Below are 24,598 nucleotides of genomic sequence, written 5' to 3' on the forward strand. Positions count from 1 at the left end.
TGAAAGGACTCGCTGTCGAAAAATCAGGTGGGAAATCTACGTCGCGCCGCATCCAACAAAACCCATTCTACCCCCCCCCTATATAAAATCAAGGGCGGGTCTATCACCTATTTTAATTATTCGTATACGCGTACCGCTTTACGACTCTGGTCGTTTGAACGCAAGGCTCATCCACACAGCCTCCCCGCCGGCGGCGGTGAGACTATGGCACCCCGCCCCCCCCCGCAGGGGCGTGACCAAATAGCAAAGGGCGTGAGCCCTGAAAAAAGATTGTCCTACTCGTCCCGATAGCGGTTGGTGATCGGCCAGCGGCGGTCTTTGCTGAAATTGCGGTGCGTGAGTCGCACGCCGGGCGCAGCTTGGCGGCGTTTGTATTCGGCGAGTTGCACCATCCGCATGACGCGCTTGACGGTGGCTTCGTCGAAACCGGCCGCCACGCAATCGGCGACGCTGCGATCCTTCTCGACGAGCATCTCCAAAATCGGATCGAGCACCTCGTAAGGCGGCAATGAGTCCGTGTCTTTTTGATCCGGGCGCAACTCGGCCGTCGGCGCTTTGGTCAAAACACTTTCGGGGATGATCTCGCGCCCGGCTCGCTGGTTGATGTGCCGGCAAATGCGGTACACCCACAGCTTCGGGCAGTCTTTGATCACCGCGAAGCCGCCGGCCATGTCGCCGTAAAGCGTGGAATATCCGACCGCCGACTCGCTCTTGTTAGCCGTGGAAAGCAGCAGGCAGCCCGTCGCGTTGGAAATCGCCATCAGCAACGTGCCGCGAATCCGGGCTTGGATGTTCTCGGCAGTGGTGCCTTCGGGTTTGCCGTCCAGCGCCGGCGTGAGCATGCGATCAAAAGACTCCATGCCGTCTTCGATGCGAACTTCCTGGTAAGGAATCCCGAGGCTTTCGGCCAGTTTGATCGCGTCTTTAGTGCTTTGCTCGCTTGAATAAGGGCTGGGCATATACACGGCATGCACGTTGGCCGGCCCCAGCGCCTCGGCGGCAATGGCCGCAACAAGCGCCGAATCGATGCCCCCCGAGAGCCCCAGCGCCACTTTTTCAAAACCGTTTTTGCGAATGTAGTCGCCGGTGCCCAGCACCAAGGCGCGCAGCACTTCCTCTTCGGGTCCCGGCGGCTGTTGCAGTTGGCAATCCAGACGCCCCGGCGCGACCTGCGGGTTCGGTACGTCGACCATCGCCACGCTCCGCCCCTCCAGATGCGATTCGTACCGATCATGCCGCGAGTGCGGATCGCTCAAGCGATCGACCAATACGGACTCCAAATCCAGATCGCAGATCAGCAGGTCTTCGTCGAACGACCGCGCCCGCGCGATCGCCTTGCCGTCTTGGTCGAAAATGACGCTCGAGCCGTCAAACACGAGTTCGTCTTGACCGCCCACCAGATTGCAGTACGCCAGGTACACGCCCATGTCCGAGGCGCGCGTGGAAAGCATGCGTTCGCGCTCGCCGATTTTGCCCATGTGGTAGGGGCTGGCGCTGATGTTGAGCACCACCTCGCACCCGCCGGTGACAACCAGCTCCTCGGCCGGGCCGCCCGGCACCCAGATGTCTTCGCAAATCGTCAAGCCGATGTGGCGCCCGCCCATGTGGATGACCAACGGCTCCACGCCCGCCTGAAAATAACGGTATTCGTCGAACACGCCGTAGTTGGGCAGGCGGATCTTCCGGTAGACCGCCCGCACGCCGCCATCGGCGCACACGGCCGCTGCGTTGTACGCGTCGTCGGCCACGTCGATGAAACCGGCGACCACGACGATGCCCTCGGCCGCCACGGCCAAGCGCTCCACCGCTTCGAGATTCTGGCGTAGGAAATGAGGTCGCAACACGAGGTCTTCGGGGGGGTATCCGGTGACCGCAAGCTCCGGAAACGCCACCAGTTCCGCTCCGGCGGCTTTGGCTTCGTCGATCACGGCGATCATGCGGGCCACATTGCCCGGTACGTCGCCCACCACGGTGTTGATTTGCGCAAGCGCGATCCGCAGGTTCATGTCCCGTCACCTCGCTGGCTGTGCGGCGCGATTGTAGCACAGCCTTCGCGCGGGAAAAGACCCTGTGAAACTCGAAAAGAAAGATAAATGGACGCTACTTGCCTTGTACCCCGAAGTCCGGCGCCTTGCCCATCCAGACCGACACAACATTATCCTCCGTGGATTTATCGACACCCTGTGCTTCCAGAATGTCCTCGAATTCAAGGGCGGGCAGACCGTCTTGGCCTCCCCAAGTCGCGGGCTTGAGGGTCAAATAGCAACCGCCGCCCGGAATGCCCCAGGCAGAATAATCCGATGGATAATTGTCCCAATCATACAGCCCCCCCCATGGATTATTCTTCCATTCCCGCAAATAGGGGCCGGCCCAGCATTTTTGCAGATCTTTCTCGACCTGCTGCCAAACGGCGCTGTGGTTGCCCTTTTTGTATCCGTCGATTTCCACGAACGACGGATCCACACCCCGCCACACGTCCGGCGGCATGAATCCGCAATCCTGCGCGAAGTGATTGGCCGCTTCCTTCGTGCGCCGCATGTCTTCGAAGAATAGCGCCAGCATGGCGCGGTTGCGCAGGTGGCGAGTCGAAATAATGCCCACGCCGATCAGGAAGCTGAGGATCAGCATCACGACCAATAGCTCGATCATCGTGAAGCCGGCGGTTCGCTTGTTTATACACGCGGACATCCCGCGCCCTTTCAGCAAGTTGTAATTACTTTCTTATTCGGCCCATTTGTCGATTTTCTTGACGTTTCATTGACCTTTTAATTCAAATTTATTCACTCGGGCATGCCGATCGATAAACGCCCGCTCCCGCGATTTACCCGTACCCTTCGCTCGTCTATGATACGCGCATGGCACATATTGTTTACGGCAAGCGGCCGGTGACCGAAGCGCTGCGATTCCGAATCGAAGCGGTCCAGGCCCTCTATTTGGATCCGGGGCGCCGCGCGGCGCTGTCGGACATCATCGACTTAGCCGCCGCGGCGCAGCTTGAAATCCGCTGGGAGTCAAAAAAGAACCTCGAGAAAATCGCCGGCCGGTCCGGCCATCAAGGTGCGGTAGCGGAACTAAAAGCGCACGATTATGTTTCCATTAAGATGTTTTTGCAGCGCAAGACGAAGCCGCCCCGCACCATTTTAGCGCTCGACGGCATCACCGATCCCCAGAATTTCGGCGCGTGCCTGCGGGCCGCCGGGGCCTTCGGCGCCGACCTCGTGCTGACTACCAAGAGACGCAGCGCTCCGGTTACACCGGCGGTCGTCAAAGCCAGCGCGGGGGCCGCTGAAGTCGTGCCCATCGCTCGCGAAAGCAACCTGGTAAACTCACTTAATCTATTGAAAAAAGAAGGCTTTTGGGTGTTCGGCTTGGCCGCCGAAGCCGACGCGGCGTTGCCGGACGCCGACTTGCCGCCCGATATCGTCCTGGTGCTGGGCAGCGAAGGCGACGGCCTGCACCGCCTGGTTGAAGAAACCTGCGATCAATTGTTGCGAATTCCCGCCGGCGGCCCCATCGCCAGCCTCAACGTCGCCCAGGCCGCGACCGTGGCGCTATATGAGGTATTCCGAAGCCGTTTGCGTGATTAGATTTGTAGATTAGCAAGATGGGCTGTCCGGATTCGACTCGGAACCGGCAGCTAGTGTGGATAATTGTCCAGAACCGGACACGAAGGAGATAAATAATATGAAAAAACAATGGTTTATTATTATTGCACTCGTCGCGCTGGGTGTGTTCGTAATCCTCGCTTGCGGGGGTGATGGAGATGATGACGGCGATGATGACGCGGCGACCGCATCCTTTCAACTTCGCATGATCGACGCGCCGATCGACGATGCCGAGGCCGTCAATTTGACGATCAGCTCGATCGCGGTGCGCGGCGAAGAACCCCATCAGGGCGACGACGACATGAACTCCGGAGACGATGGACCAAACTACGCCTCGTGGATCGAACTCGAAATCGAGCCAACCACGTACGACTTGCTGGCATTGCAGAACAACGTCTTCGCCGTGTTGGCCGAAGAGGAATTGCCGTTCGGTGACTACAGTGAGATCCGCTTGATTTTGGAATGTGATGGCGATAGCGGCGGCGAGATCGTGATCGACGGGGAAACCTACCCCTTGAAGGTTCCCAGCGGCTGCCAGTCGGGCTTCAAACTAAAGGGCGATTTTACCGTCCAGGAGGGCGCGGAAACCATTCTGGTCATGGATTTGGATGCGCGGAAGTCGATCACGGAAACCGGGAACGGAAAATACATACTCAATCCGGTCGCCCGCTTCATCCAAGCCGAGGACGCGGGCAACATCATTGGTGAAGTCGAGCCGATTGTGGACCGTACGGTGGTGTATGCGTTTGAAAACGGCTCGTTCACCGGTAACAACTTCGCGGATGCGATTCAGTCGACGATGCCCGACCAGGGAGCGTTCACCATCGCGGCGCTGCCGGCCGGCGATTACGACATCGTTGCCGGTGCGCCGGGATACGAAACCGGCATATATGTGGAAGCGCTTTCCCTGGCTACAGGTGAAGATCGTACACTGGATGAGCCCGTCGAGTTGATTCCCGCCGACTAACCTGTTGAAAGAAGCATCGGGTCCGTCCTGCGCGGCGGGCCCGTTTCGCTACCATCTGCATAACGAAATTTCCGACCGATCGGTAGAAATTTCCGCCTTTTTTCCGCGCCATTTTGCTTATTTCACGCGATTTTGCGCCTGAGCACCATTTGTAACATGTTGATTTATAGAAGAAATACACCCTCCTACCCGCCTTTGACAAAAAAAACAAAGAACATGCAAAAAATTCTTTACAAAAGAAGTATTAGAAGATATGAAACATGCATAAGCGAAACAAACGACCTACAAAGGGTATTTAGATTGAAAGCATTTGACAAATCGCCAAAACAATCGTTTCAGGGGGGACAGATGACAACGAACAAAATGATGACCGCTGCGTTTATTGTGATTCTGGTTACCGTGTTCGGCGTCGGCAGTGCGCTGGCTGGTCCGGCCGTTTGGGTCGGCGACTACGTTTGGTACGACACCAACGGCAACGGCCTGCAGGACGAGCCCGCGGAAAACGGCATTAACGATGTACGCGTGATTGCCTATCGCGATTACAACTGCAACGGCGTCATCGACGGCGACGACGAAATCTACGATTACGATTACACGACCGAAGATGAGTTCGGAAACCCCGGATATTACTACATTCCCGCCTTCGGCGGTCGCTGCTACGTCACCTTCGTCGACATCGACACCATCCCGGATACGTACGTGCCGACTACGCCGGATTTCCTCGGCGCTCCGGTGGGCGATGTGGATTACCTGGATTTCGATTTCGGCTTCAACGAGGGCCAGATCGAAGAACCTGATTTCACCTGCCCCAAGACGATCGGTTTCTGGAAGCAGCAGTTCAAGCAAGGCAATTCCGCCAAATTCACGGCTGATGAACTGGCCGTCATCGTGGATACCGCGCTTGATCTGACTCCGGTCTTCGCGACCTACGACGATTTCAGATACTTCCTGAACGCCCGCGGCAACCAGGGCCCGGCGGCTCGCGCCAAGAAGCAATTCGCGGCTTTCACGCTCAATCTGGCCGCTTTCTTGACCTACGAAGAAGGCACCTTCGCTGCCGGCCTGAGCTTCTACACGCCGCTCGATCTCTGGTTGACCGATGCCGAAACGGTCGGCGACGCCTTCTACGAAGTGGAAGATTTCATCCTGGGCGGCTACGACCTGGGTTTGGCCAATGACCTCGCCGACGCGATCAACAACGGCGACGGCGTCGACGTGCTTTGCATCGAAGGCGGCGGCAACGGTGGCTGCCGCGGCGGCAACGGCCACGGTGGCAACGGCCACGGCGGACACGGCGGACACGGACACGGTCACCACTAAACCACTGATTCTCCAGCAGAAAAAAGCCCGGTTGCAACCGGGCTTTTTTTTTGTATCTTAAGTCTCAACGGTTGTTTTCAAATCTGACTTCGGAGGGAAACACATTGCTTCGCCATATTGTTTTGATTAAGTTGGATCCCCAAAAGCGTGCCGAAGCGTTGTCGGCGATTGTGCCGGCGTTGAATGAATTACCGTCGAAAATCAAGGAGATACGTGGATACGACGTGGGCGTCGATAGCAAGCGCGGTGCCAACAGCGCCGATATCAGCTTGATTTCCGAGTTTGACGACGCTAGCGCGTTGCAGCGCTACATCGAGCACCCCGATCACCGTCGTGTCGTGGACGAACTTATCAAGCCGAACCTCAGCCAAATCATTTCCGTCGATTACGAAACGTAAGGTCGCGGTAATTATATTCTATTGAGATCGCCTTTGTTTTCAACCTCTTAGCACCGCTGCGTTGGGGCCAGGCACCGTTATGTTAACATTTTAACGGAAAAGTGATAGGCGTCGAAATCCAGCACACCGGCCAATTCAAATCGACGATTCAGGCCGCCGTCTGGTATAGTTCGTTTCCAGAAAACTGAACCCACAAGGAACCACGCCATGCTGCGCAAATCGCCCGCCCTCGGTTTTGTCACACTCGTTCTCGTGCTGCTTCTCGCCGCGTTTCCGGCGTGTGATGGCGATGAATCGTCACCCTCAACCGACGACGACGACACAATCGACGACGCCAACGATGACGACGACGACACCAACAACGACGCGATCGATGACGACGACGACACAATTGATGACGACAATGATGACAATGACACCGATGACGATGACGACGACGATGACGACAACGACACCACGCCCCCCGAAAACGACGATTGGCGATACATGTGGGACGACCAAGGCCGCGCCATCATCTTCCACGGCTGCAACCTCGACGGCTCGGCCAAGGGCGCGTCGGGTCTCCCGGCATTCACCCGCGAAGAGGTGCTGACCCTCAGCGAGCAGTGGGGCTTCAACTTCGCCCGGTACCTGATTTTCTGGGCGCGCATCGAGCCGGAAATGGGTGTGTACGACGAGGACTATCTCGACGAAGTGGAAATCCGCCTCGACTGGGCCCACGAGGCCGGGCTGAAAGTCGTGCTCGATATGCACCAGGACCTCTGGGGGCCCTTCGTCGGCAGTCGCCAGGGCGAAGGCAGCGACGGCGCGCCGGAGTGGGCGACGATCACCGACGGTTGGCCGCACATTCCCTTCGATGAAATCTTCGGCGGCTGGGCGTTCAATTACCTGTCGCCGGCGATCAACCGCGCCTTCGACAACTTCTGGGCCTACGATCGCCACCCCGAATTGCAGGACCATTTCGCCGCGATGTGGGCGCATGTGGCCGAGCGATTCGGCGACCATCCGGCGGTCATCGGCTACGATCCGCTCAACGAATCGTGGCAGGGAACCAACATGTTCCGCTACCAGGAATTCGACCAAACCCTGTACTCGGATTTCAACGAGCGAGTGATCAACGCCATCCGCGAGGTCGATGCCGACAACTGGATTTTCTACGAACCGTGCGCGTTTGCCACCAACCAAGGCCTGCCCAACCACCTGCGCGCGCTGAGCGACCCGCGTCCGGGCGAGCCGCGCCTGGCGTATTTCCCGCACCTCTACTCGGCGTTCATCGATCTACTCGGCGGTTACCGCCCGGAGGTCGATCACACGTTGACGCTGTGGGAAGCGTTCCGCCGCGCCGAAGGTGAGAGGCAGCGCGCGCCGTTGTTCGCCGGCGAATGGGCAATGTTGTCCTGGTTCGACGAGGAAAATCGCACGCAATGGAACGACGAAGCGTTGCGCATGTTCGAGCGCGTCACGGCCGGGTGGGCGTATTGGGATTGCGGTTCGCTAAAGCACAACAGTGAAGCGCACTTCTTCGATCTGGTCACATCGGCTTATCCGCGCGTCGTGGCGGGGTTCCCCACCTCGTACGGTTACGACCCGGACACGCGCACGCTGACGTTGGAGTTTGACGACCGCCCCGGTGCGAGCGGCCCGACGGAGATTTTCATCCCGGCCGAGCGCGATTATCCGGATGGTTTTGATATGGAAGTCGACGATCCGCCCGACACGTGGACCAGCCAATGGGACGCCGATTCGGGCGTGCTGTCGATTTGGACCGATCCGACCCTGGGCGCTCACGTCATTCGCATCGTTCCGAATTGACGCGCGGCGCCGGCTCGTTCAATCCCAGGTAATGACGAACTTCTTCCGCCCCGCCTTGCCGTGAAACGCCACGGCGCGACGCGTTTCGCTCCACGTCCATTCACCCGCCGCCAGCGCCAAGGGATCGCCGCCTTCGACAAATAGTAGGTCACCGACCGCTTCGGGCGCGTCGGCGTCAACGGTCCAGGCGATTTGCGCCCACAGCTCGCCTTCTTCGTCGACGGCGTCGCGTTCCACGTCGATGGAGCCGTTTTTCACCTTGACGGTCAATTCACTACCGTCGCTCAGCGTCGTGGTTGTCGTCTCGTCGGGCCACACCCACACGTGCAGCAGGTGCGCGACGTCCGTGGCGGTGACCACGCCGGATTCCGGAGCGGCGTCGGCCCAAGTGTCCACCGAGGGGTCCACGACCGGAATCGCCGCGCCAAGCCGCACGAACAAGGGAATGGTCTCGACCGGCGCCGCCACCGTGATTTCCTGCCCGCCGCCGATGATCTGGTCGCCGCCGATGCGGAAGCCGCCGGTGCCGCCCCCGGTTTCCCCGGCGTCGTATTCAGTTTGCGCCCAGAAGTTGATCCACTCGCCTTCCGGCAGGTAGAAGGTCCACGTCGTGGCGCCGGCTTCAATCACCGGTGCGACGTAGAAGTCATCGCCGAAGTAGTATTGGTATTCCACATCCCACACCGCCGGATCCTCGGGGGTGACCAGCACCGGATGGCGCATCAACGGCAACCCGCTTTCACGATATTGCCACGCGGTGTTGTAGATGTAGGGCACCAGTTGGGTGCGCAGCTTTTGGAACTTGCGCACGACGTACGTGATATCGGGCGAATCAAAAATGAGCGGGCGCTCGCCGTTGACGACTTCGCTGTTAACCATGTCGCGCATCAGGCCGGAGAACGCGCCGAACTGCATCCAGCGCTTGAGTAGTTCCGGCGTCGGCGCGGGAACCAGGTAGGCGTGGTAGCCGCCGATGTCGTGCCCCCAAAACGCGAAGCCCGTCAGGCCGACGTTCAAGCCCGCCTTCACCTGCGCGGGCAGACCGTCGGAGACGTTCCAATCGGCGCTGGGGTCACCGCTCCACATGGCGTAGGTCCAGTTTTGCGATCCGGCATAGCCCGAACGATTGAAATAGAGGTAATCCGGAGCCAGGCCGTCGTAGGGGTCGTCGTCGAGTTCGCGGAAGAAATTGTAGCCGGAACGCTGGTAGATGAGCGGGTACGGGTTGTGCCAGTAATGGCCGTCGCGGCCGTCGGCGAACTGCACCATAGGCGGCGTGTACTCGCCGAAATCGTACATCGTGCCGTCGTAGGAGAGGTCGACGATGTTCTGCAACACCGAATGCCACCATTGGTCCACATCCGGCGCGGTGAAATCGATGTGACTGACGTGAAACTCGGCGAAACTGATGATGTTCAGGTAGACGGTCTGTATGTAGGCGTCGCCGTTTTCGTCGCGCGTGAGCAAGTCGAGATCGGCGGCCTCCTGCCACAACTCGGGGTAGTCGTCGGCGTCGATGCGCGGCTGGAGGTAACACAGCACCTTGAAGCCCAGGTCGTGCTTGGCCTCGTTTCGCGCCACGATTTCGGCCTCATGCCCGCGGAAGCTGCCGGTGGGCGTGATGTTGGTCCATTCGTGGTTGACGCTGGTGGGGATGTCGGCCAGCCGGAAATCTTCGCCGCCGTAGCCCGCGAAGAAATTCCACGGCGCCAACATCCACGGGCGCGGCACCTGGCTGCGACCGGTGCGGGCCGTGTATTGGCCCAGCGCTTCGGCCGGAGTCGGCCCGGCAAACACCACAAAGGCCAATTCGTTTGATTCCGCCTTGATCTGCCAGAGGTCCTCATGGGTCGCGGCCAGGTCGAAATGTGTCGGCTCGGGAACGTCGGCCAAAAAACCATAGCCGTGGTTGGACAAGAAGAAGGGGATCGGCGCGTAGCTGCCGTCTTCGCCCGAGGGCAGCACCCATTCGGGCGTCGCCTCCGGGAAAAGGGCTTCGATCAACGGCCGCAACGAACCGGGTTCAATGCCGCCCTCCTCGAGCCACGACTCGATCTTCTTGCCCCGCTGATCGAGTCGATTGAAACGCTCGCCGAAACCCAGGTAGGCCTCGTCGCTGGGCGATTGGAAGGTGAAGGCCATGCGGTCGATGTCGTCGGCTTCGTTGCCCGGCTGCGTGGCGGCCGCGATGCGAACGGCGCCGTCGTAGAAAGGTCCGATGGCGATGATGGTGCGCGCCCGGTCGCTTTGGTCGCGCACGTCGAACACGATGCGGTCGGCTTTCTGCCAAAAGCGGACGACCCGCGCCATGTTCGTCCACGGCCCTTCGTGGTGGTAGTACCCGCGATACCCCCAATAAAATTGGTTCCAATAGAAGCCCTTGTCGGCCGAAACGGCTAACGGGGCGAACCCTTCGTCGCGGGGGTCGTCGACGGTCGCAAGCAAGGTTTCTTCGTCGGCGATGCGAACGATTTGAAGAGCGAAGGGGTCACGGCGCAGCGTCACGCGCAATCCGCCGCCAACGAGGATGAAGTTGTTTTCTTCCTCATCCATCGTGTAGTCGACCTTGCCGGGGAGCTGTTCTTTTTGGCCCGGGATCGCCGGTTCCGGTTGTTCGGGCGGCACGGCGGCGGGATAGGGGCAATGGGCTTGTTCGCATTGTTCGATGCAGGCCACAAAGCTCCCGCAGTCGGCGCCGGGGTAGCAGGCGCAACTGCACGAGAGAAGCGCCGTGGGATCGTAACAAACATCGGCGTCGGTCAACTGCTCAACGCAGTCGTCGACCGAAGTATCCACGCCGCAATCCTGGACGGCGCGCTCGCAAAGGGATACGGGGCCGCAGGGCGGAAAGGGCGTGTCGTCATCGTCGGCGGAGTCATCGTCGTCGGGGACGGAATCGTCGTCGGTCGTATCATCGTCGTCGTCGGGGGCAGAGTCGTCGTCGGGAAGGTTGTCGTCGTCGTCGTCGGACACCACGTCATCGTCAGCGGAACCGCCGTCCTGGTGGTCGCAGCCGAACACGAGAGTAAAAAGCAAACAGAGAGTAAAGAAAAATACTAAACAACGCATATAAAACACCTCAGCAAGCGGGTAACCCGCTTTGAACCCGAGTTCATCATTCTAAAATTGCGCGCCGGTTTCAAGGGCAAAGGTCTTGCCGCTTGAACGATCCTTGTGCTAGCGTTGCCAAAGCAATCGACCAATCTTTCGCCGGTACTAAACAGGGGGAAACGAGCGTGGAAAACAGACGACAAAAACGCGTTTCGAAAAACCTTCTCGCGCAAGTCACGACCCAAACGAGTGCATTTTTCGCCTACGTTCAAGACTTGGCCAAAACCGGCCTCGGCTTTTCGTGCAACCGAAATCTGTCGATCGGTGAAGAAGTGGAAGTAAAACTGAACGCGCCGAGCAAGCCGACCATGGTCATGAAGGGGCGCGTCGCCTGGCAACGTAACCTGCCGTCCATCGCGAAAAACAAGTTCCAGTACGGCATCGGGTTGACCGAGCACAGCGATATCTACGACGCGTACGTCCTCGAACTGCTCAAAAGGGAATACGAGCGCCGCACCGACCCGCGTTTCACCGATGTGTTGACCGTGCAGGCCGACGACGTACTCGACCTGCTCGACGCCGCGATTTCCGATGTTTCCGCCAGCGGTCTGTACGTGCGCACCGGCTCGCCCCTGGTGGTCGGCAGCCAATACGAATTCAAGTTGGAAAGCGAAGAATTAGCCGACCCCTTGTTCGTACTGGCCGAAGTCGTAGCCGTCTTCGATTGCGATCTCGACGACCTGGACCATCCCTACGGAGCGGGATTCAAAATCATTTCCTTCGCCGGTAAAGGCGCGGAGAAATTCGCCGATTACATCAAGAGCCTGGAAGAGCTTTTCAAGTTCCACTGGCCGCCGGAAATGGACGCTGCGGCCAAATAATCCCTACGCGTTCAGCTTCTTGAGCACCCACGCCATGTTGCGTCCAAGCACGCGCATCGTTTCGATACCCTCGGCGTCGTCTCGACATTCGCCGGGCCCGCCGCCCACGCCGACATTCCAATAATGGGACCCGGGCACGACCACGCCGCTGATGTGGAAAAAGTGATTGATGGCGTCAAACGTGGGTATCCCGCCCGCGCGCCGCACCGCCACGACCGCCGCGCCGACCTTGCGCGACAGCAGGTGGTCGTTCATCCGCACGACCATGCCCGCGCGATCGATGAAGTTCTTGACGTGGCCGGTGACGTTGGAGAACCAAACCGGCGAGCCGATCAACATGCCCTCAGCCTCGATCACCTGCGCCAGCACGTCGTTGAGCGTGTCGTCGGTCACGCCGTGGCACTTGCCGTCCTTCGTTTTTCTACACTTGAAACAGCCGGTGCACGGCTGCAGTTTCAGCGGCGGCAGGTGAATAATGCTCGTCTCGATCCCCTCTTCCTGAAAAACCTCGCAGACCGTGTTGAGTAGTAGAGCCGTGTTTCCGTTCTTCTTCGGGCTGCCGTTCAAAGCGATGACCTTCATGGCGGTTCCTTTCATTTCGGGGTAAGCGCGGCGACATTATAATCGTTTGGCCATTGACCGCCAAACTGCAAAATTTGCTTGCTTTTTGGCGACAAAGGTAGTTTTCTGTCCTATGCTGATTCGAGTCGATGATCGCGTTTTTCACCCCGGGGGCGGGAAGTAGAGAACGAACATGGCACAGTGTAAGTGTCACCTGACGACGCGACACACGGCCCTTTTTTTTCTTTGTTTACTCGTCGCTTTTTCCCTGCTCACCACCGCCTGCCTCGATGACGACGACGATAACGACGCCGCGCCCGACGCTGCCGCCGACGATGACGATGATAACAATGATGACATCGAAGATGACGATAATGACGATAACGATACCGCCGACGATGACACGGCAGATGACGACGACGATAACGACGATGACAACGACGATGACAACAACGACGATGATGACGACGATGATGATGATAACAACGACGACGCATCTCCCCTGCCCGAGGGAATCTACGTCGCCACCACCGGCGACGACGCCAACCCCGGCACAGCCGATCAACCGAAACTGACTATCGAGGCGGGCCTAGGCGCCGCCGCGCCGGAAAGCCTGCCGGTGTATGTCGCACGCGGGAAATACCACGAAGACCTCACGGTCTCGACCTCGCTGTACGGCGGCTTCCGTGAAACGGATTGGCGGCGCGATATCGCGGCATACGAAACCTCCATTCTCGCTAGCGGCATGTATTCGGTCCTGATCCTGGGTTTCTTGGAAGAGGACATCGTGGTTGACGGCTGCACGATCGACCGCGACCTGGAAACGCCCGGCGAGGACGCTTTCGGCGTGGTGATCTCCGGGGGCAACGGCCGTTTCTCCCGCAATCGTGTTTTGGGACCTGTCGCGTGGGGCTTCTTCACGCAAGCCGTTGGGTTGACGATTGATGGGGGCGGCACCTGGGTCATCGAAGACAATGAAATCACCGGTGGCGCCGCCGGCGGATTTTACGGCGCGAGTTGCATCGGCGTTGCGATTGCGGCCGATGATGTGGAGGCGCAGGTAACCGGCAATAGCATTTACTCGGGTGACGCCGCGGCGTTGGCCTTTCCGGCCCAGAGTGTGGGGATGTTCGTCGACACGCCGGGTGGCCACGTGGTGATCGACGGCAACGTGATCTTCAGCGGCTACGCCTTCAGCAGCTACGACGCGAACGCGCTCGGCCTGCATTTGGAGCACGGCAGCGTGACGGTGACCAATAATTATATCCGCCCGGGCAGGTCCGTTGATGACTTTTCGGCCGGCGTGGTGGTGGGCGCCCCGAGCGAGTCGCCCGTCTTCATCGGGAACACGATTTTCGGCGGCGACGGGGATGACACGGCGGCGGTTGTGTTGGAATCGAACGCGACACTGGTGAACAACATTTTGATCGCGCGGGGCGACGGCATTTCCAGTCCGTTATCGATCGTTCCCGGTACGGCGGAAGTCGACCTCCAGCGCAACGATTTGGTCTGCGGCTCGCGTCTTTGTTACCTCGTGATTCATTGGCCCCTCCTCATCGAGGATGTCGATCAAGTCAACGCTTGCCAATGGAACGGGTGCGCGGCGGCGGCCGGCAATATCGCGGTCGATCCGCTGTTCGCCGGCGGCTATTTGCACTTGAGCACCGCCAGCCCGTGCATCGACGCGGGCACGGACCCGAACCCCTGGTACACGGGCGCGGAAATCTACATGGACATCGACGGCGACGTTCGTCCGCAGGGCTCCGGTTGGGATGTCGGCGCCGACGAATTTTCTGATATAAGTCGTTAACGGAGGGCTTTCGAAATGAAAAACGCAGCCTTGTTGGTGCTCCTGTTGGCGCTACTGCTTTTGTTCGTCGCGGCATGTGGCGACGACGACGACGATGATGACAACGACAACGACAACGATAACAACGATGCCGATGATGACGACACGGCCGACGATGACGACGACAATGATGACGACGACAATAACGACACCACACCCGGCGACGACGATGACGACGACGATAACGACACCACACCCGGTGACGACGATGACGACGACGATGATGACGACGACGATGATGACGACGACTCCACCCCGCCCACCGAGGGCGTGTTCGTCGCCAAAAGCGGCGACGACGCCAACCCCGGAACCTACGACGAACCCTTGCTGACCATCGCCGCGGGCCTTGACGCCGCTTGGATCCACGGCGGACCGGTGCATGTGGCGGAGGGAACCTACGAGGAAACGTTGACCGTTTCGCAATCCATCCTCGGCGGATACCACGACGGCGACTGGCTGCGCGACATCGACGCCTACCCGACGATCGTGCAAAGCGACGCCAACACATTGATGATCATCGACGCGTCGACCAAAGACGCGATGTTGTTGGAGGGCTTCACCGTCCAACCCGGCGAAGTCACGCCCGATCAGTACGGTTTCGGCGTGCGCATCGAGGGCGGTGACGTCACGTTTGCGCGCAACACGGTTGTCGGCCCGCCCGCCGATTATTACGGCACGCACTACGGCGCCGCAGTTCAGGTTAACGGCGGGGGCGCGGTGCGCATCGAAGGCTGCCACCTCACCGGCGGCTCGGTATACGGCTACGAAATTTTTTCCGCCGGATTGGCTGTCCTTGGCGACGCGTCGGACGTGATCGCCACGGACAACACGTTGATCGGCGGCCCGGTCAACACCGAATACCTCGGTACTTCGGCAGGCGTATACGTCAACGCCAATGGTTCGGTGACATTAGCCCGCAATTGGATCTACGGCGGCGAAGCCAGCACGGTATTCGTCGGTTTTTCCGATGCCGTCGAAATCGAGTACGGCGAAGTGGCGCTGATCGCCAACGCCCTTTACCCCGGCGCTGTGATCGCGGGAGTCAACGGCTTCGGCATCGCCGCGGGCGTACACTCGCACGAGTATTCGAGCTCGCCGCTCATAATCAGCAATACGATCGCCATGGGGGACGCCCCGGTCAGCGCGGGCATTCAACTCGACGCAGGCGGCGTGATCATCGACAACCTCGTCTGGTCGGATCTCGCCATCCGGCCGACCTATCTGGTGGCCACCACGACCACCGCCACGCACGGATACGTCCTCTATAACAATTTGCTGGATTGCGCCGCATTCGGCTGCACGAAGGTGCTGGTTGATGTCGAAGATTTCATCAATCGCCTCGACCTGATCAACGGTTGCACGTGGGGTGCCTGCACAGAGGCCGGGGGTAACATCGACGGCGACCCGCTGCTTGTCGCGGCCGACGACCCGCACCTCAAGCCCGGCAGCCCGGCGCGGGAGACAGGCGTGGATCCGGCCCCGTGGCTCAGCGACCCGTTGATCAATCTGGATTTGGATGGAGACGCTCGGCCCGCCGGACCGAACTGGGATATCGGCGCCGACGAATTTTCTGATACAAGACGTTAACGGAGGGCTTTCGAAATGAAAAACGCAGCCTTGTTGGTGCTTCTGTTGGCGCTACTGCTTTCGTTCGTCGCGGCATGTGGCGACGACGACGACGATGATGACAACGACAACGATAACAACGATGCCGATGATGACGACACGGCCGACGATGATGACGACAATGATGACGACGACGATAACGACACCACACCCGGCGATGACGATAACGACACCACACCGGGTGACGACGATGATGATGACGACGACGATGATGACAACGACGATGATGATAACAACGACGATGATGACAACGACGATGATGACAACGACGATGATGACACCACACCGCCGCTGGAAGGCATATTCGTCTCGGTAAACGGCGACGACGCCAACCCCGGCACCCAACTGCTGCCCAAACGCACGATCGCCGCCGGGATCGCCGCCGCCGAACCCGCGGCCGACTCGGTCTACGTCGCTGAAGGCCAATACGAAGAGGCCCTCGCGGTCACGACCTCCGTGTACGGCGGGTTTCGCGAATCCGACTGGCGGCGCAGGCCCGATGTGTTCGTCTCGGAAATTCTGAGCGACAATGCCGACCTGGTGCAGCTAGTCGGCGGCGCCGGTCCGACGATGACCTTTGACGGCTTCACGGTGGCCGGCGATGGCGTAGCGTCTGGAGATTTTGTCAGCGGCGTGTATATCACGGGCGGAGGGACCACGTTATCGAACTGCCGGATTTTCGGCGAGGCCGTCGGAGGATATGAATTGCGTGCACACGGCGTGTACGTGAAAGCACCCGGCACCGTGTGGATCCTCGATAACGAAATCGTCGGGGGCGACGCGTTAGGCAGCATCTCCCTTTCCACCGGCATCGCGTTGGAATATCCGTCTGAGGTCGTGGAGGTCCGCCACAACACCGTCATGTCCGGAGAGGTCGCCGCCAGCGGCAGCAATCTCGGCTTTTCGGCCGGCATTTTTGTGAACGGACTCGCTATCGAAGCGTTGATCGACGGTAATGTCGTGAGCTCGGGCCTCGCTTCGGGCGGCTACATCGCATTCAGCGACGCGGTGGATCTCTACACCGGCGACATCGTGCTGACCAACAACCTGCTGCTGCCGGGTCGCGCGGAGCCGGGATCACTCGGCTTTTCGATCGCCGCCGGCGTGCATTCTCACTTTAACATGGACGAACTCGTGTTGATCGGCAACACGATTTTCACCGGAGACGCGACCGTAGGTTACGCGGTTGAATTCGAGGCCGGCGCCACGTTGATCAACAACATTCTTTACTCCGCCGCCGGGACGATACAGGTGCTGTTCGGCTCGTTTCAAGACGAAGAGGAGTACGTGCTGATCAACAACGATTTTGCGTGCTTGAATTTGCTGTGTATGCCGGGTTACCTCGCCGAATACGGGCCGATTCTCAGCGTCGGCGCCGTCAACGCCTGCGATTGGCCCGGCTGCGGGGAAGCCGCGGGCAACTTCACGGCGGACCCGTTGTTTGTCGCCCCGAACGACCTGCACCTGAAGGCGGGCAGCCCCTGCATCGATGCGGGCGCGGATCCAAACGGCTGGTTTACGGGGCCGTCGATCTTTTCTGACATCGACGGCGACAGCCGCCCGCAGGGGTCCGGTTTCGATGTCGGCGCCGACGAGTACACCGACTAAGCGCCGTCCCGGCGTATCTTGACCTTCCCGCGGGACAGTGCAATCGTACGTTCACCCATTTCCGTAAGGAGAGTGTGTGCGCGTAATTTTGTACACGGGCAAAGGCGGCGTCGGCAAAACGACGATTAGTGCGGCGACCGCCTACGGGTGCGCCCTGCGCGGCAAGCGCACGATTGTGATTTCCACCGACGCGGCTCACAGCCTGGCCGATTTGTTCGACCGCGAAATCGGTCCCGAGCCGACGGAGATCCGCGAAAACCTCTACGCCTGCGAAGTGGAAGTGCACCACGAGTTGGCGAAAAACTGGGGCACGATCCAAGCCTACATCAAGCACTTCCTGTCCAGCCGCGGCTACGGCGAAGTCCTGGCCGACGAGCTTTCGGTCGTGCCGGGCATGGAAGATTTGTTTTCGCTGCTGCGCCTACTGGAGATGGAGGAAAGCGGCGAATACGACGTGGCCGTCATCGATTGCGCCCCGACCGGCGCTACGCTGCAGTTGCTCGGTTTCACCGACGTCTTCGATTGGTACATGAATCGCTTCTTCGACATCGAACGCAGGCTCGTGCGCGCCATCCGGCCCGTGGCCGAGAGGATCATTCAAGCGCCCCTGCCCGGCGACGACGTGTTCGGCCAAGTCGAGGATCTGTACGCAAAGATGATGGCCATCAAAACGATGTTGACCGATCCCACGCGCGCCAGCGTGCGTCTGGTCGTGAACCCGGAACGCATGGTCATTGCCGAAAGCCGCCGGGCCCACACCTGCCTGGGCCTGTACGGCTACCCGCTCGACGCGGTGATCGTCAATCGTGTGCTGCCGGCGGACGTTGACGGCTACCTGGCCGAATGGGTCGGCATCCAGAAACACCACATGCAGACCATCGACGCATCGTTCCATCCGCTGCCGCGCTTGCAGTGCAAGCTCTTCCCGCGCGAGATGACCGGCCTGCCGGCAGTCGGCGTATTGGCCGACGAGGTTTTCGGCGACCGCGATCCGGCGGAGATCATGTACCAGCACAAGCCCTTCGAGTTGGAAGCCAAGCAGGACTATTACGAAATGCGCCTCTACCTGCCGGGCGTGACGAAAAAAGACGTGTCGCTGTTGGTGAAAGACGGCGAATTGATTCTCGGCGCGGCGGGCTTCAAACGGCACATTCTCCTGCCGCGGCAACTCGACGAACATGTGGTGGCCAAGGCGCGCCTGAACGGCGACATTTTCACGATCATTTTCGCAAAGGATTCGGCGTGAGCGACATCCCAACCGACGACCGCAGCGGACGAGACGACCAGGAGCAGCAAAAGGCATCGATTCGTCTGCACGAACTGCTCAACCGCTTGGAAGACGCCAAGGGGCATTTTCTGGTCGGCCAGCGTGAAATTCTCATTGCCGTGCGGGAGATCATCAAAATTCTCGCCGATATTTCCGGCCAGGCGCCGGATTCCATTGCCGGTGTGCCGGTGTACCTGTTCGAGACGTCGGCGGCGATGATCGACTACCTGATCAGCTACCTGCCCGGCCCGCCCCCCGAGGAAATTCTCAAGGCGCGGCAGGAGGCGTTGCAGGAGTTGATCTCGTTGATCGACAAAGAAGCCGAACGGACCGGCCGCTTCGCCGAAGATGAGCGCGACGTGCTCAAAGTCGAAGCGCTGGTCTCGCTCAAGCGTTATCTGGAGCACGAACTTGAGCACGGCCCGAAGGAAGCCAAGCCGCGCATCACCAAGGTCGAAATCGAGTAACGTTTTTTCGCTCGTCACGACAATCAAGGTCACATTCGACGGAGCAACTTTCACGGAGGCCCCCATGCGGCGTTGGACTTGGATACTGATGTTGCTTGCGGCGTCCCTGCTGTTTATCGCCGCTGCCGCGTGCGACGGCGACACTAATGACGACACCGATGACGCCGATCACGACACCGATGACGACACGGGCGGCGACGACGACGACACAATCGATGACGACGACACAGGCGACGACGACGATAATGATGACGATGACGATAACGACGACGACGATGACGACGATGATAATGACGACAACGACGACACGACCACCGACGACCCCGACGCGCCGCTTTGTCTCGAATGGGACCTGAATCCGGACGACCTCGAGGACCCCGTCAACATCCACTGCCTGATTGAAACCGATTCCTTTGCGCCCACCGGCTTGCCCGCGCCGGCGACGCTGCGGGTGGTCGACTGGAATATTCTGAGGGGTCTGCAGGCCGACGAAATGATCGCGCAGTTCCAATCGCATCCCGATCTTCTCGAGGCCGACGTGCTGCTCTTTCAGGAGGTCGATCGCCACTGCACGCGCACCGATTTCCGCAACGTGGCCCGCGATATGGCCGAGGCGCTGGAGATGGATTACGCCTACGGGGTCGAGTTCATCGAGCTCAACCAGGACCGCGGCGAGCACGGCCAGGCGATCCTATCGCGCTTTCCCATTTTGTCGGTACGGCAATTGCGCCACACGGATTTCGAGCGGTGGTATCTCGACCCGGGGCAACTGCGGCTCGGCGGCCGCATGTCGCTGGTGGCCGACATCTTGATCGGCGAGGACGTCTACCAGTTCGCCTCGGTGCATTACACCAGCGGCGTGCTGTTCTATTTCGAAGCGCACAACACGCAAGCCCAGGAAACGCTCGACTTGCTGGACGAATCGGCCGCGCCGACGATCTGGGGCGGCGATCTGAACACCGGCATATCGTGGGTGCTGCGCTGGGAGCCGTCGATCGAGCTGATCCTCGAGGCGGGTCACGCCGACGCGCTCGACCACCTGCCCCATAACGAGAACTGGACCGTGGGCAACGACCCGCCCATTCCCGACATGCGTTTGGATTGGATATTCAGCCGCGGACTCGACGCTGCCGGCGGGCGCGTTTTATACGAAGCGCCGCTCAACGGCCTTTCCGATCACCACGGAATTTACGCCGACTTCCCGCTGTAAGACGTCGTTCCTTACGACTTGCCGACCAACTTCGGCGCCAACAAAGCCAGCGACGCGTAGCAAAAAGCGCCGACGAACATTGTCGTCGTGATGCCGAAGGCAATGCTCAGAATCACCGCCAGCACCGAGGCGAACACGCCCGCCGCACCGTTGACGCCCCACAACCATGGGGTGGGATCGGTGGCGTCACGCCGCGCCAGACGCATGCCCGAGGGGAAGGCCTGGCCCATCGCCAGACCGGCGGGCGCCAGTAGCAGCAACGACACGCCGACCCGGCCCGCGAGCTTGGCGGCGGCGGTCGCGCCGGTGATCTCCGGCAGGAAAAAGGCGACGAGGGCCAAGTAACCCGCCAACGACAACGCGTAGGCAATCATGCGCGGCGAGGTGTTCAGCGGGATTTTTTCGCTGAGCAGGCTGCCCAGGCCGGTAAACAAGATCAAGGAAAACAGCACGACCGCCAGCGCGTACACGGGGTGGCCGAGATACACCGACAGACGTTGCAGGAAAGCGATCTCCGCGAACATGAAACCGAGGCCGATGAGCGCGAAATAGGCCAACTCCACTGTCCGCGGCCTACTCACGCCGGCGGGTGCATATTTGAGAGGGATCAAGAGAATCGCGCCGGCGAACACGAACGAGACGAGCAAGATCGACAGCAGCGTGAGCGTCGCGAGCAAATTGCCGGTCACCACGCCGGAAGGACGGCCCCAGTATTCCATAATTTTCCACGGCCGCGTCAGGCGCAACAGATTGAAGAAGAAAGGGCGGTCGTCGGTCGGCGGGGTCAGATCCAGCGGATACGCGGAGGTGATGTCGACCAGCTCTTCGTAGTTCCGCGCCCCGATGATGCGGCCGATGATCGCCTCCTGGGTCGGCTCGCCCGGCGCAAGAATCATGTGAAAGCCCATCTCCTCCACGCGTTGGCGCAGCGCCGCAACATCGGCCGCCGAAAAAGCTTCGTTGCTGACCAGAATCGTCGCCACCTTCTCGCCGCCGGCCAGCAAAATGTGATCGGCGGGATTCGTGACGCCTTGGTTGAACAACGCGCCCGCCGCCAAGCTGATGAGGCGGGCCGTTTCGTCGAATTTACCCTTGCCGTACCAGCGACTGACGGTAAAAACGCCCCCCTTGTTGAGCCGCCGCAGGAAGACGCGCCACCCCTCCACCGTGTACAGCGAATTCTCGCTAAGCGAAAAAGCCCCGGCGCCCGTCGCGGCCCAAGTGTCGATCAGGCTCATTTGAATGACGTCGAACTTTTCCTCGCTACGGGTGAAATAGCTGCGCGCTTCGTCGACCACCAAACGCACTTTCGGATTACCGGCGAGGTTGGCGAAATCGGGAAACACGTCGAGCAAAATATGCACGAAGGAAGGGTTGATCTCCACGCCCAGCACGTCGTCGGCGCCCGCGGCCAACGCGGTCCATATATCCTTGCCGCCGCCGACCCCGATTACCGCGACTTTTCCCTGCCGTACGGAATAGGCAAGGCTCGTGGCGTCATACAGAAACCCCCGGGCGGTTTCGGCGTTGGCTTTGGGCAGCATGGTGCCCGCCAGGCCGTCGATGTTCATGTCCATCACTTCCATCGACGCGTCTTTCGGCGTGTTCTTGCCGGCTTCCCACAGCACGCCCGTTAAGGGCTTGGTGCGCGGTTTGTACGCGACCACGCGCGAGAAGCTGTTCCACTTTTCGTAGGCGACGCGCCGCCGTTTTTCCGTAACGCCTTTGACGAGAATCGGGTCGAAGCTGTGGATGGTCGCCGCGTTGGCGATGGCGAGTATGACCATGACCGCCGCGGCCCTTCCGGCCCAACGAGCGAGTTTCCGCTCGCCGCCCCACCGGGCAAACAGCCACGCGCCCACGGCCATGAGAGCGGCCGAGGCAAACACCGCACCGCCCCCGTCCAGCAGCCGAAACATGGGCAGCACCAACAATACGCCCGCCGCGGCGCCGACCAGATCGGCCCCGTATACCAAACCGATGCGGTAGTGGGTGCGGGTCAGCGCCAAGGTCACGGCGATGCCGGAAAAGTAAAAGGGGATGGAAAGCGTCAGCGCCAGGCGCGCGAACACGATCACCGTCGTCGGCGAGGCAATGGCGTCGGGCGCGAGCGTGATTTGGTCGAGATAGGAGAGCACCATCGCCACCGCGGCGATCAGGGAGGCCCGCGACAGGGCGCGCGGCGCATTATCGGGGCTGAATTTTTCCGGCGCCAGGTAAACGCGCAGCGCCCCGGCCGTCATGCCGAACATGGCCATGCTGATGACGAAAAAGGCGAGGTGGTACCACGTCACGACCGAGAGCAGGCGTGTCTGGATGATTTCCAACGCCAGCGTGGCGGCCGTTACCACCGCCAAGCCGAAATAAAATGAAACGCCGGAGCGCGGCGGGTTTTCGTTCATGCCGATTCCTTGTTTTCTTTCTCAAAAGAGAAATAAGACGTCGATTATTATCAGTTATGGTCTTCAACAGCAACTGAGCGGAAATCCTTCGCCCCTGCATGGTGCGGGAAGGCGCCGGGCTTGTCGTTCAACTCCGTGTATGCTTCAAGAGCAGTAGGAAATTCTCACCGTGCACGGGATACGCCTTAATGAAAGATTCGCTGCGCCGATCGATTTTCGCTCTGCTACTCGCGTTCGCCTTGTTCGGCGTGTGCTGCGACAGGGGCGACTATGACCCGCCCCCGCCCGGCACGGAGGTCGGGGGTTTCGGCGTGGCGGGCGATGATGACGACGACAATGACGACAACGACGACGAAACGGCATGCGACGCGAGTTTGCGGCCGGTCATCTTCGTCTACGGCATCATGGAAAACGGCGATTCCTTTTCGACGCAGTCGATGCGTTTTACCTCCAACGGGTATTGCCGCGACCGCCTGTTCACCTACGACTGGAACGCGTTCTCGGGTTATTGGAACGAATCGCCCCGTTTCGCGCGCTACGTGGCCGCGGTGTCGGCCGCCACGGGCGCAACTCAGGTTGACGTAATCAGTCATTCCCTGGGAGCCGGCGTTGTGGTCGGCTGCTTGTCCGATCCGGCCGGCGCGTCGCGAATCGCCCACTACGCCCAGGTCGCCGCGGTGCCGTGCCTGGCGATCCCGCCGACGGTGCCGTCACTCAATTTGTCGTCGGTGGACGACCGGATCGTCGGCGTCTGCGAGCCCGAAGGGGCCGACAACCTAGTGCTCAGCGGCGTCGATCATTTGCAGACGGTCACTTCGGCCGAAACGTTTGCCGAACTGTTTACCTTTTTCAACGACGGGCGGCAGCCGGCGACGACCGAGGTTGTGCCCGAAGAACCGATCCTGCTTTCCGGCCGCACGGTGATGTACATGTTTAACGAACCGATAGCGGGCACGGAAATTCGCATCTTCGAAGTCGACGCGGCCACAGGCGAGCGGTTGTCCGCCGCGCCCGACGCGGTTCTTACCTCCGACGCGGACGGTTCCTGGGGCGACTTCCTCGCCGAACCCGGCGCGTATTACGAGTTCGTCTGTCTCGATCCGCTGGGCGAGTGGCCCCCTGCCCATACGTACCGCGAGCCCTTCGTGCGCTCGAACAACAACGTGTACTTCCGCGTGTACCCGCCGAAAGACAGTTGGTTCGGTGTGCTGTTCAGCCTGCTGCCCACCGACGACTCGCTGGCGAAAATCTCCTGGACGAGCATCAATCGGTCCGTGATCACCGGGCGCGACACGTTCGCGGTGGACGGCATCGACCTGGCGACGCCGGAGGTGGCCGACGCGGATTTCACGACCTTGTACGTGATGTTCGACGATCTGAACGCGAACGGCCTGAGCGACCACACGGTTCTCTCGCTACTGCCCAGCCGCAATTACATCAAGCTCTACGATTTGCACGTCGGCACGCAGACAAGACGCTCGGTTGTATTTGAGTTCGACGGCCGCCGCTTGGCCGTGCCGAATTGGAAAGCGCTGTCCGAAGGTGTGTCTACAGTCGTGTTCGAATAAGCCGGG

The 24,598-nt window shown here is 60.1% G+C and carries 18 protein-coding genes; 13 read left to right on the top strand and 5 right to left on the bottom strand.

The features are described from left to right. Positions 1-275 precede the first annotated feature (275 nt). Entirely contained in the window at positions 276-2,006 is a 1,731-nt protein-coding gene (locus P9L99_17025; GenBank protein MDP8225066.1) for an NAD+ synthase, read from the bottom strand. A 94-nt stretch (positions 2,007-2,100) separates the two neighbouring features. After that, positions 2,101-2,688: a prepilin-type N-terminal cleavage/methylation domain-containing protein gene (locus tag P9L99_17030; GenBank protein MDP8225067.1), complete on the bottom strand. Its 588-nt coding sequence runs from the start codon at positions 2,686-2,688 to the stop codon at positions 2,101-2,103. 167 nt (positions 2,689-2,855) lie between these two features. On the opposite strand from P9L99_17030, the gene rlmB reads away from it, so the two are divergent. The 5 genes from rlmB to P9L99_17055 all read left to right on the top strand — a co-directional run bounded on the left by rlmB (position 2,856) and on the right by P9L99_17055 (position 8,102). Beyond that, a complete protein-coding gene (gene rlmB, locus P9L99_17035; protein ID MDP8225068.1) occupies positions 2,856-3,587 on the top strand; it encodes a 23S rRNA (guanosine(2251)-2'-O)-methyltransferase RlmB in 732 nt (243 codons plus the stop codon). Positions 3,588-3,684: 97 nt separating this feature from the next. Then, positions 3,685-4,572, top strand: a complete 888-nt coding sequence (locus P9L99_17040; protein MDP8225069.1) for a DUF4382 domain-containing protein — start codon at positions 3,685-3,687, stop codon at positions 4,570-4,572. Between the two features lie 348 nt (positions 4,573-4,920). Beyond that, entirely contained in the window at positions 4,921-5,892 is a 972-nt protein-coding gene (locus tag P9L99_17045; GenBank protein ID MDP8225070.1) for a hypothetical protein, read from the top strand. Between the two features lie 104 nt (positions 5,893-5,996). Further along, a complete protein-coding gene (locus P9L99_17050; GenBank protein ID MDP8225071.1) occupies positions 5,997-6,290 on the top strand; it encodes a Dabb family protein in 294 nt (97 codons plus the stop codon). A gap of 207 nt (positions 6,291-6,497) precedes the next feature. After that, positions 6,498-8,102, top strand: a complete 1,605-nt coding sequence (locus tag P9L99_17055; GenBank protein ID MDP8225072.1) for a cellulase family glycosylhydrolase — start codon at positions 6,498-6,500, stop codon at positions 8,100-8,102. 18 nt (positions 8,103-8,120) lie between these two features. On the opposite strand, the gene P9L99_17060 is transcribed toward P9L99_17055, so the two are convergent. Further along, positions 8,121-11,171: a glycoside hydrolase family 31 protein gene (locus P9L99_17060; GenBank protein MDP8225073.1), complete on the bottom strand. Its 3,051-nt coding sequence runs from the start codon at positions 11,169-11,171 to the stop codon at positions 8,121-8,123. Positions 11,172-11,338: 167 nt separating this feature from the next. Between P9L99_17060 and P9L99_17065 the strand changes: the two genes are divergently transcribed. Next, positions 11,339-12,034, top strand: coding sequence for a PilZ domain-containing protein (locus tag P9L99_17065; GenBank protein ID MDP8225074.1), 696 nt, complete (start codon positions 11,339-11,341; stop codon positions 12,032-12,034). A gap of 3 nt (positions 12,035-12,037) precedes the next feature. Here the strand turns inward: P9L99_17065 and P9L99_17070 are convergent, their stop codons facing one another. Beyond that, positions 12,038-12,616 (bottom strand): flavodoxin family protein, encoded by a 579-nt coding sequence (locus tag P9L99_17070; GenBank protein ID MDP8225075.1) that lies wholly within the window; start codon positions 12,614-12,616, stop codon positions 12,038-12,040. A gap of 172 nt (positions 12,617-12,788) precedes the next feature. Between P9L99_17070 and P9L99_17075 the strand changes: the two genes are divergently transcribed. The 6 genes from P9L99_17075 (at position 12,789) to P9L99_17100 (ending at position 20,622) form a co-directional block, all read left to right on the top strand. Then, entirely contained in the window at positions 12,789-14,405 is a 1,617-nt protein-coding gene (locus tag P9L99_17075; protein MDP8225076.1) for a right-handed parallel beta-helix repeat-containing protein, read from the top strand. Between the two features lie 15 nt (positions 14,406-14,420). After that, positions 14,421-16,031 (top strand): right-handed parallel beta-helix repeat-containing protein, encoded by a 1,611-nt coding sequence (locus P9L99_17080; GenBank protein MDP8225077.1) that lies wholly within the window; start codon positions 14,421-14,423, stop codon positions 16,029-16,031. 15 nt (positions 16,032-16,046) lie between these two features. Then, positions 16,047-17,678, top strand: a complete 1,632-nt coding sequence (locus P9L99_17085) for a DUF1565 domain-containing protein (protein ID MDP8225078.1) — start codon at positions 16,047-16,049, stop codon at positions 17,676-17,678. A gap of 76 nt (positions 17,679-17,754) precedes the next feature. After that, positions 17,755-18,924, top strand: a complete 1,170-nt coding sequence (locus P9L99_17090) for a TRC40/GET3/ArsA family transport-energizing ATPase (protein ID MDP8225079.1) — start codon at positions 17,755-17,757, stop codon at positions 18,922-18,924. Further along, on the top strand, positions 18,921-19,412 hold the full coding sequence (locus tag P9L99_17095) for a hypothetical protein (protein MDP8225080.1): 492 nt from the start codon (positions 18,921-18,923) through the stop codon (positions 19,410-19,412). The genes P9L99_17090 and P9L99_17095 overlap by 4 nt, the downstream gene beginning before the upstream one ends. A gap of 64 nt (positions 19,413-19,476) precedes the next feature. Then, positions 19,477-20,622 carry an endonuclease/exonuclease/phosphatase family protein gene (locus P9L99_17100; protein MDP8225081.1) on the top strand — a complete coding sequence of 382 codons (1,146 nt, stop codon included), beginning with the start codon at positions 19,477-19,479 and terminating at the stop codon, positions 20,620-20,622. A gap of 11 nt (positions 20,623-20,633) precedes the next feature. Here the strand turns inward: P9L99_17100 and P9L99_17105 are convergent, their stop codons facing one another. Next, positions 20,634-23,024, bottom strand: a complete 2,391-nt coding sequence (locus tag P9L99_17105; GenBank protein MDP8225082.1) for a hypothetical protein — start codon at positions 23,022-23,024, stop codon at positions 20,634-20,636. Positions 23,025-23,212: 188 nt separating this feature from the next. Here P9L99_17105 and P9L99_17110 point away from each other — a divergent pair, with 188 nt between their 5' ends. Further along, positions 23,213-24,592, top strand: coding sequence for a hypothetical protein (locus tag P9L99_17110; protein MDP8225083.1), 1,380 nt, complete (start codon positions 23,213-23,215; stop codon positions 24,590-24,592). Positions 24,593-24,598 lie beyond the last annotated feature (6 nt).

The organism is Candidatus Lernaella stagnicola, assembly GCA_030765525.1.
Taxonomy (GTDB): Bacteria; Lernaellota; Lernaellaia; order Lernaellales; family Lernaellaceae; genus Lernaella; species Lernaella stagnicola.

Coding starts and splice junctions, on each gene's coding strand:
- P9L99_17025 (MDP8225066.1), bottom strand. CDS start 2,006: ATGAACCTGCGGATCGCGCTTGCGCAAATCAACACCGTGGTGGGCGAC.
- P9L99_17030 (MDP8225067.1), bottom strand. CDS start 2,688: ATGTCCGCGTGTATAAACAAGCGAACCGCCGGCTTCACGATGATCGAG.
- rlmB (MDP8225068.1), top strand. CDS start 2,856: ATGGCACATATTGTTTACGGCAAGCGGCCGGTGACCGAAGCGCTGCGA.
- P9L99_17040 (MDP8225069.1), top strand. CDS start 3,685: ATGAAAAAACAATGGTTTATTATTATTGCACTCGTCGCGCTGGGTGTG.
- P9L99_17045 (MDP8225070.1), top strand. CDS start 4,921: ATGACAACGAACAAAATGATGACCGCTGCGTTTATTGTGATTCTGGTT.
- P9L99_17055 (MDP8225072.1), top strand. CDS start 6,498: ATGCTGCGCAAATCGCCCGCCCTCGGTTTTGTCACACTCGTTCTCGTG.
- P9L99_17060 (MDP8225073.1), bottom strand. CDS start 11,171: ATGCGTTGTTTAGTATTTTTCTTTACTCTCTGTTTGCTTTTTACTCTC.
- P9L99_17070 (MDP8225075.1), bottom strand. CDS start 12,616: ATGAAGGTCATCGCTTTGAACGGCAGCCCGAAGAAGAACGGAAACACG.
- P9L99_17075 (MDP8225076.1), top strand. CDS start 12,789: ATGGCACAGTGTAAGTGTCACCTGACGACGCGACACACGGCCCTTTTT.
- P9L99_17080 (MDP8225077.1), top strand. CDS start 14,421: ATGAAAAACGCAGCCTTGTTGGTGCTCCTGTTGGCGCTACTGCTTTTG.
- P9L99_17085 (MDP8225078.1), top strand. CDS start 16,047: ATGAAAAACGCAGCCTTGTTGGTGCTTCTGTTGGCGCTACTGCTTTCG.
- P9L99_17100 (MDP8225081.1), top strand. CDS start 19,477: ATGCGGCGTTGGACTTGGATACTGATGTTGCTTGCGGCGTCCCTGCTG.
- P9L99_17105 (MDP8225082.1), bottom strand. CDS start 23,024: ATGAACGAAAACCCGCCGCGCTCCGGCGTTTCATTTTATTTCGGCTTG.
- P9L99_17110 (MDP8225083.1), top strand. CDS start 23,213: ATGAAAGATTCGCTGCGCCGATCGATTTTCGCTCTGCTACTCGCGTTC.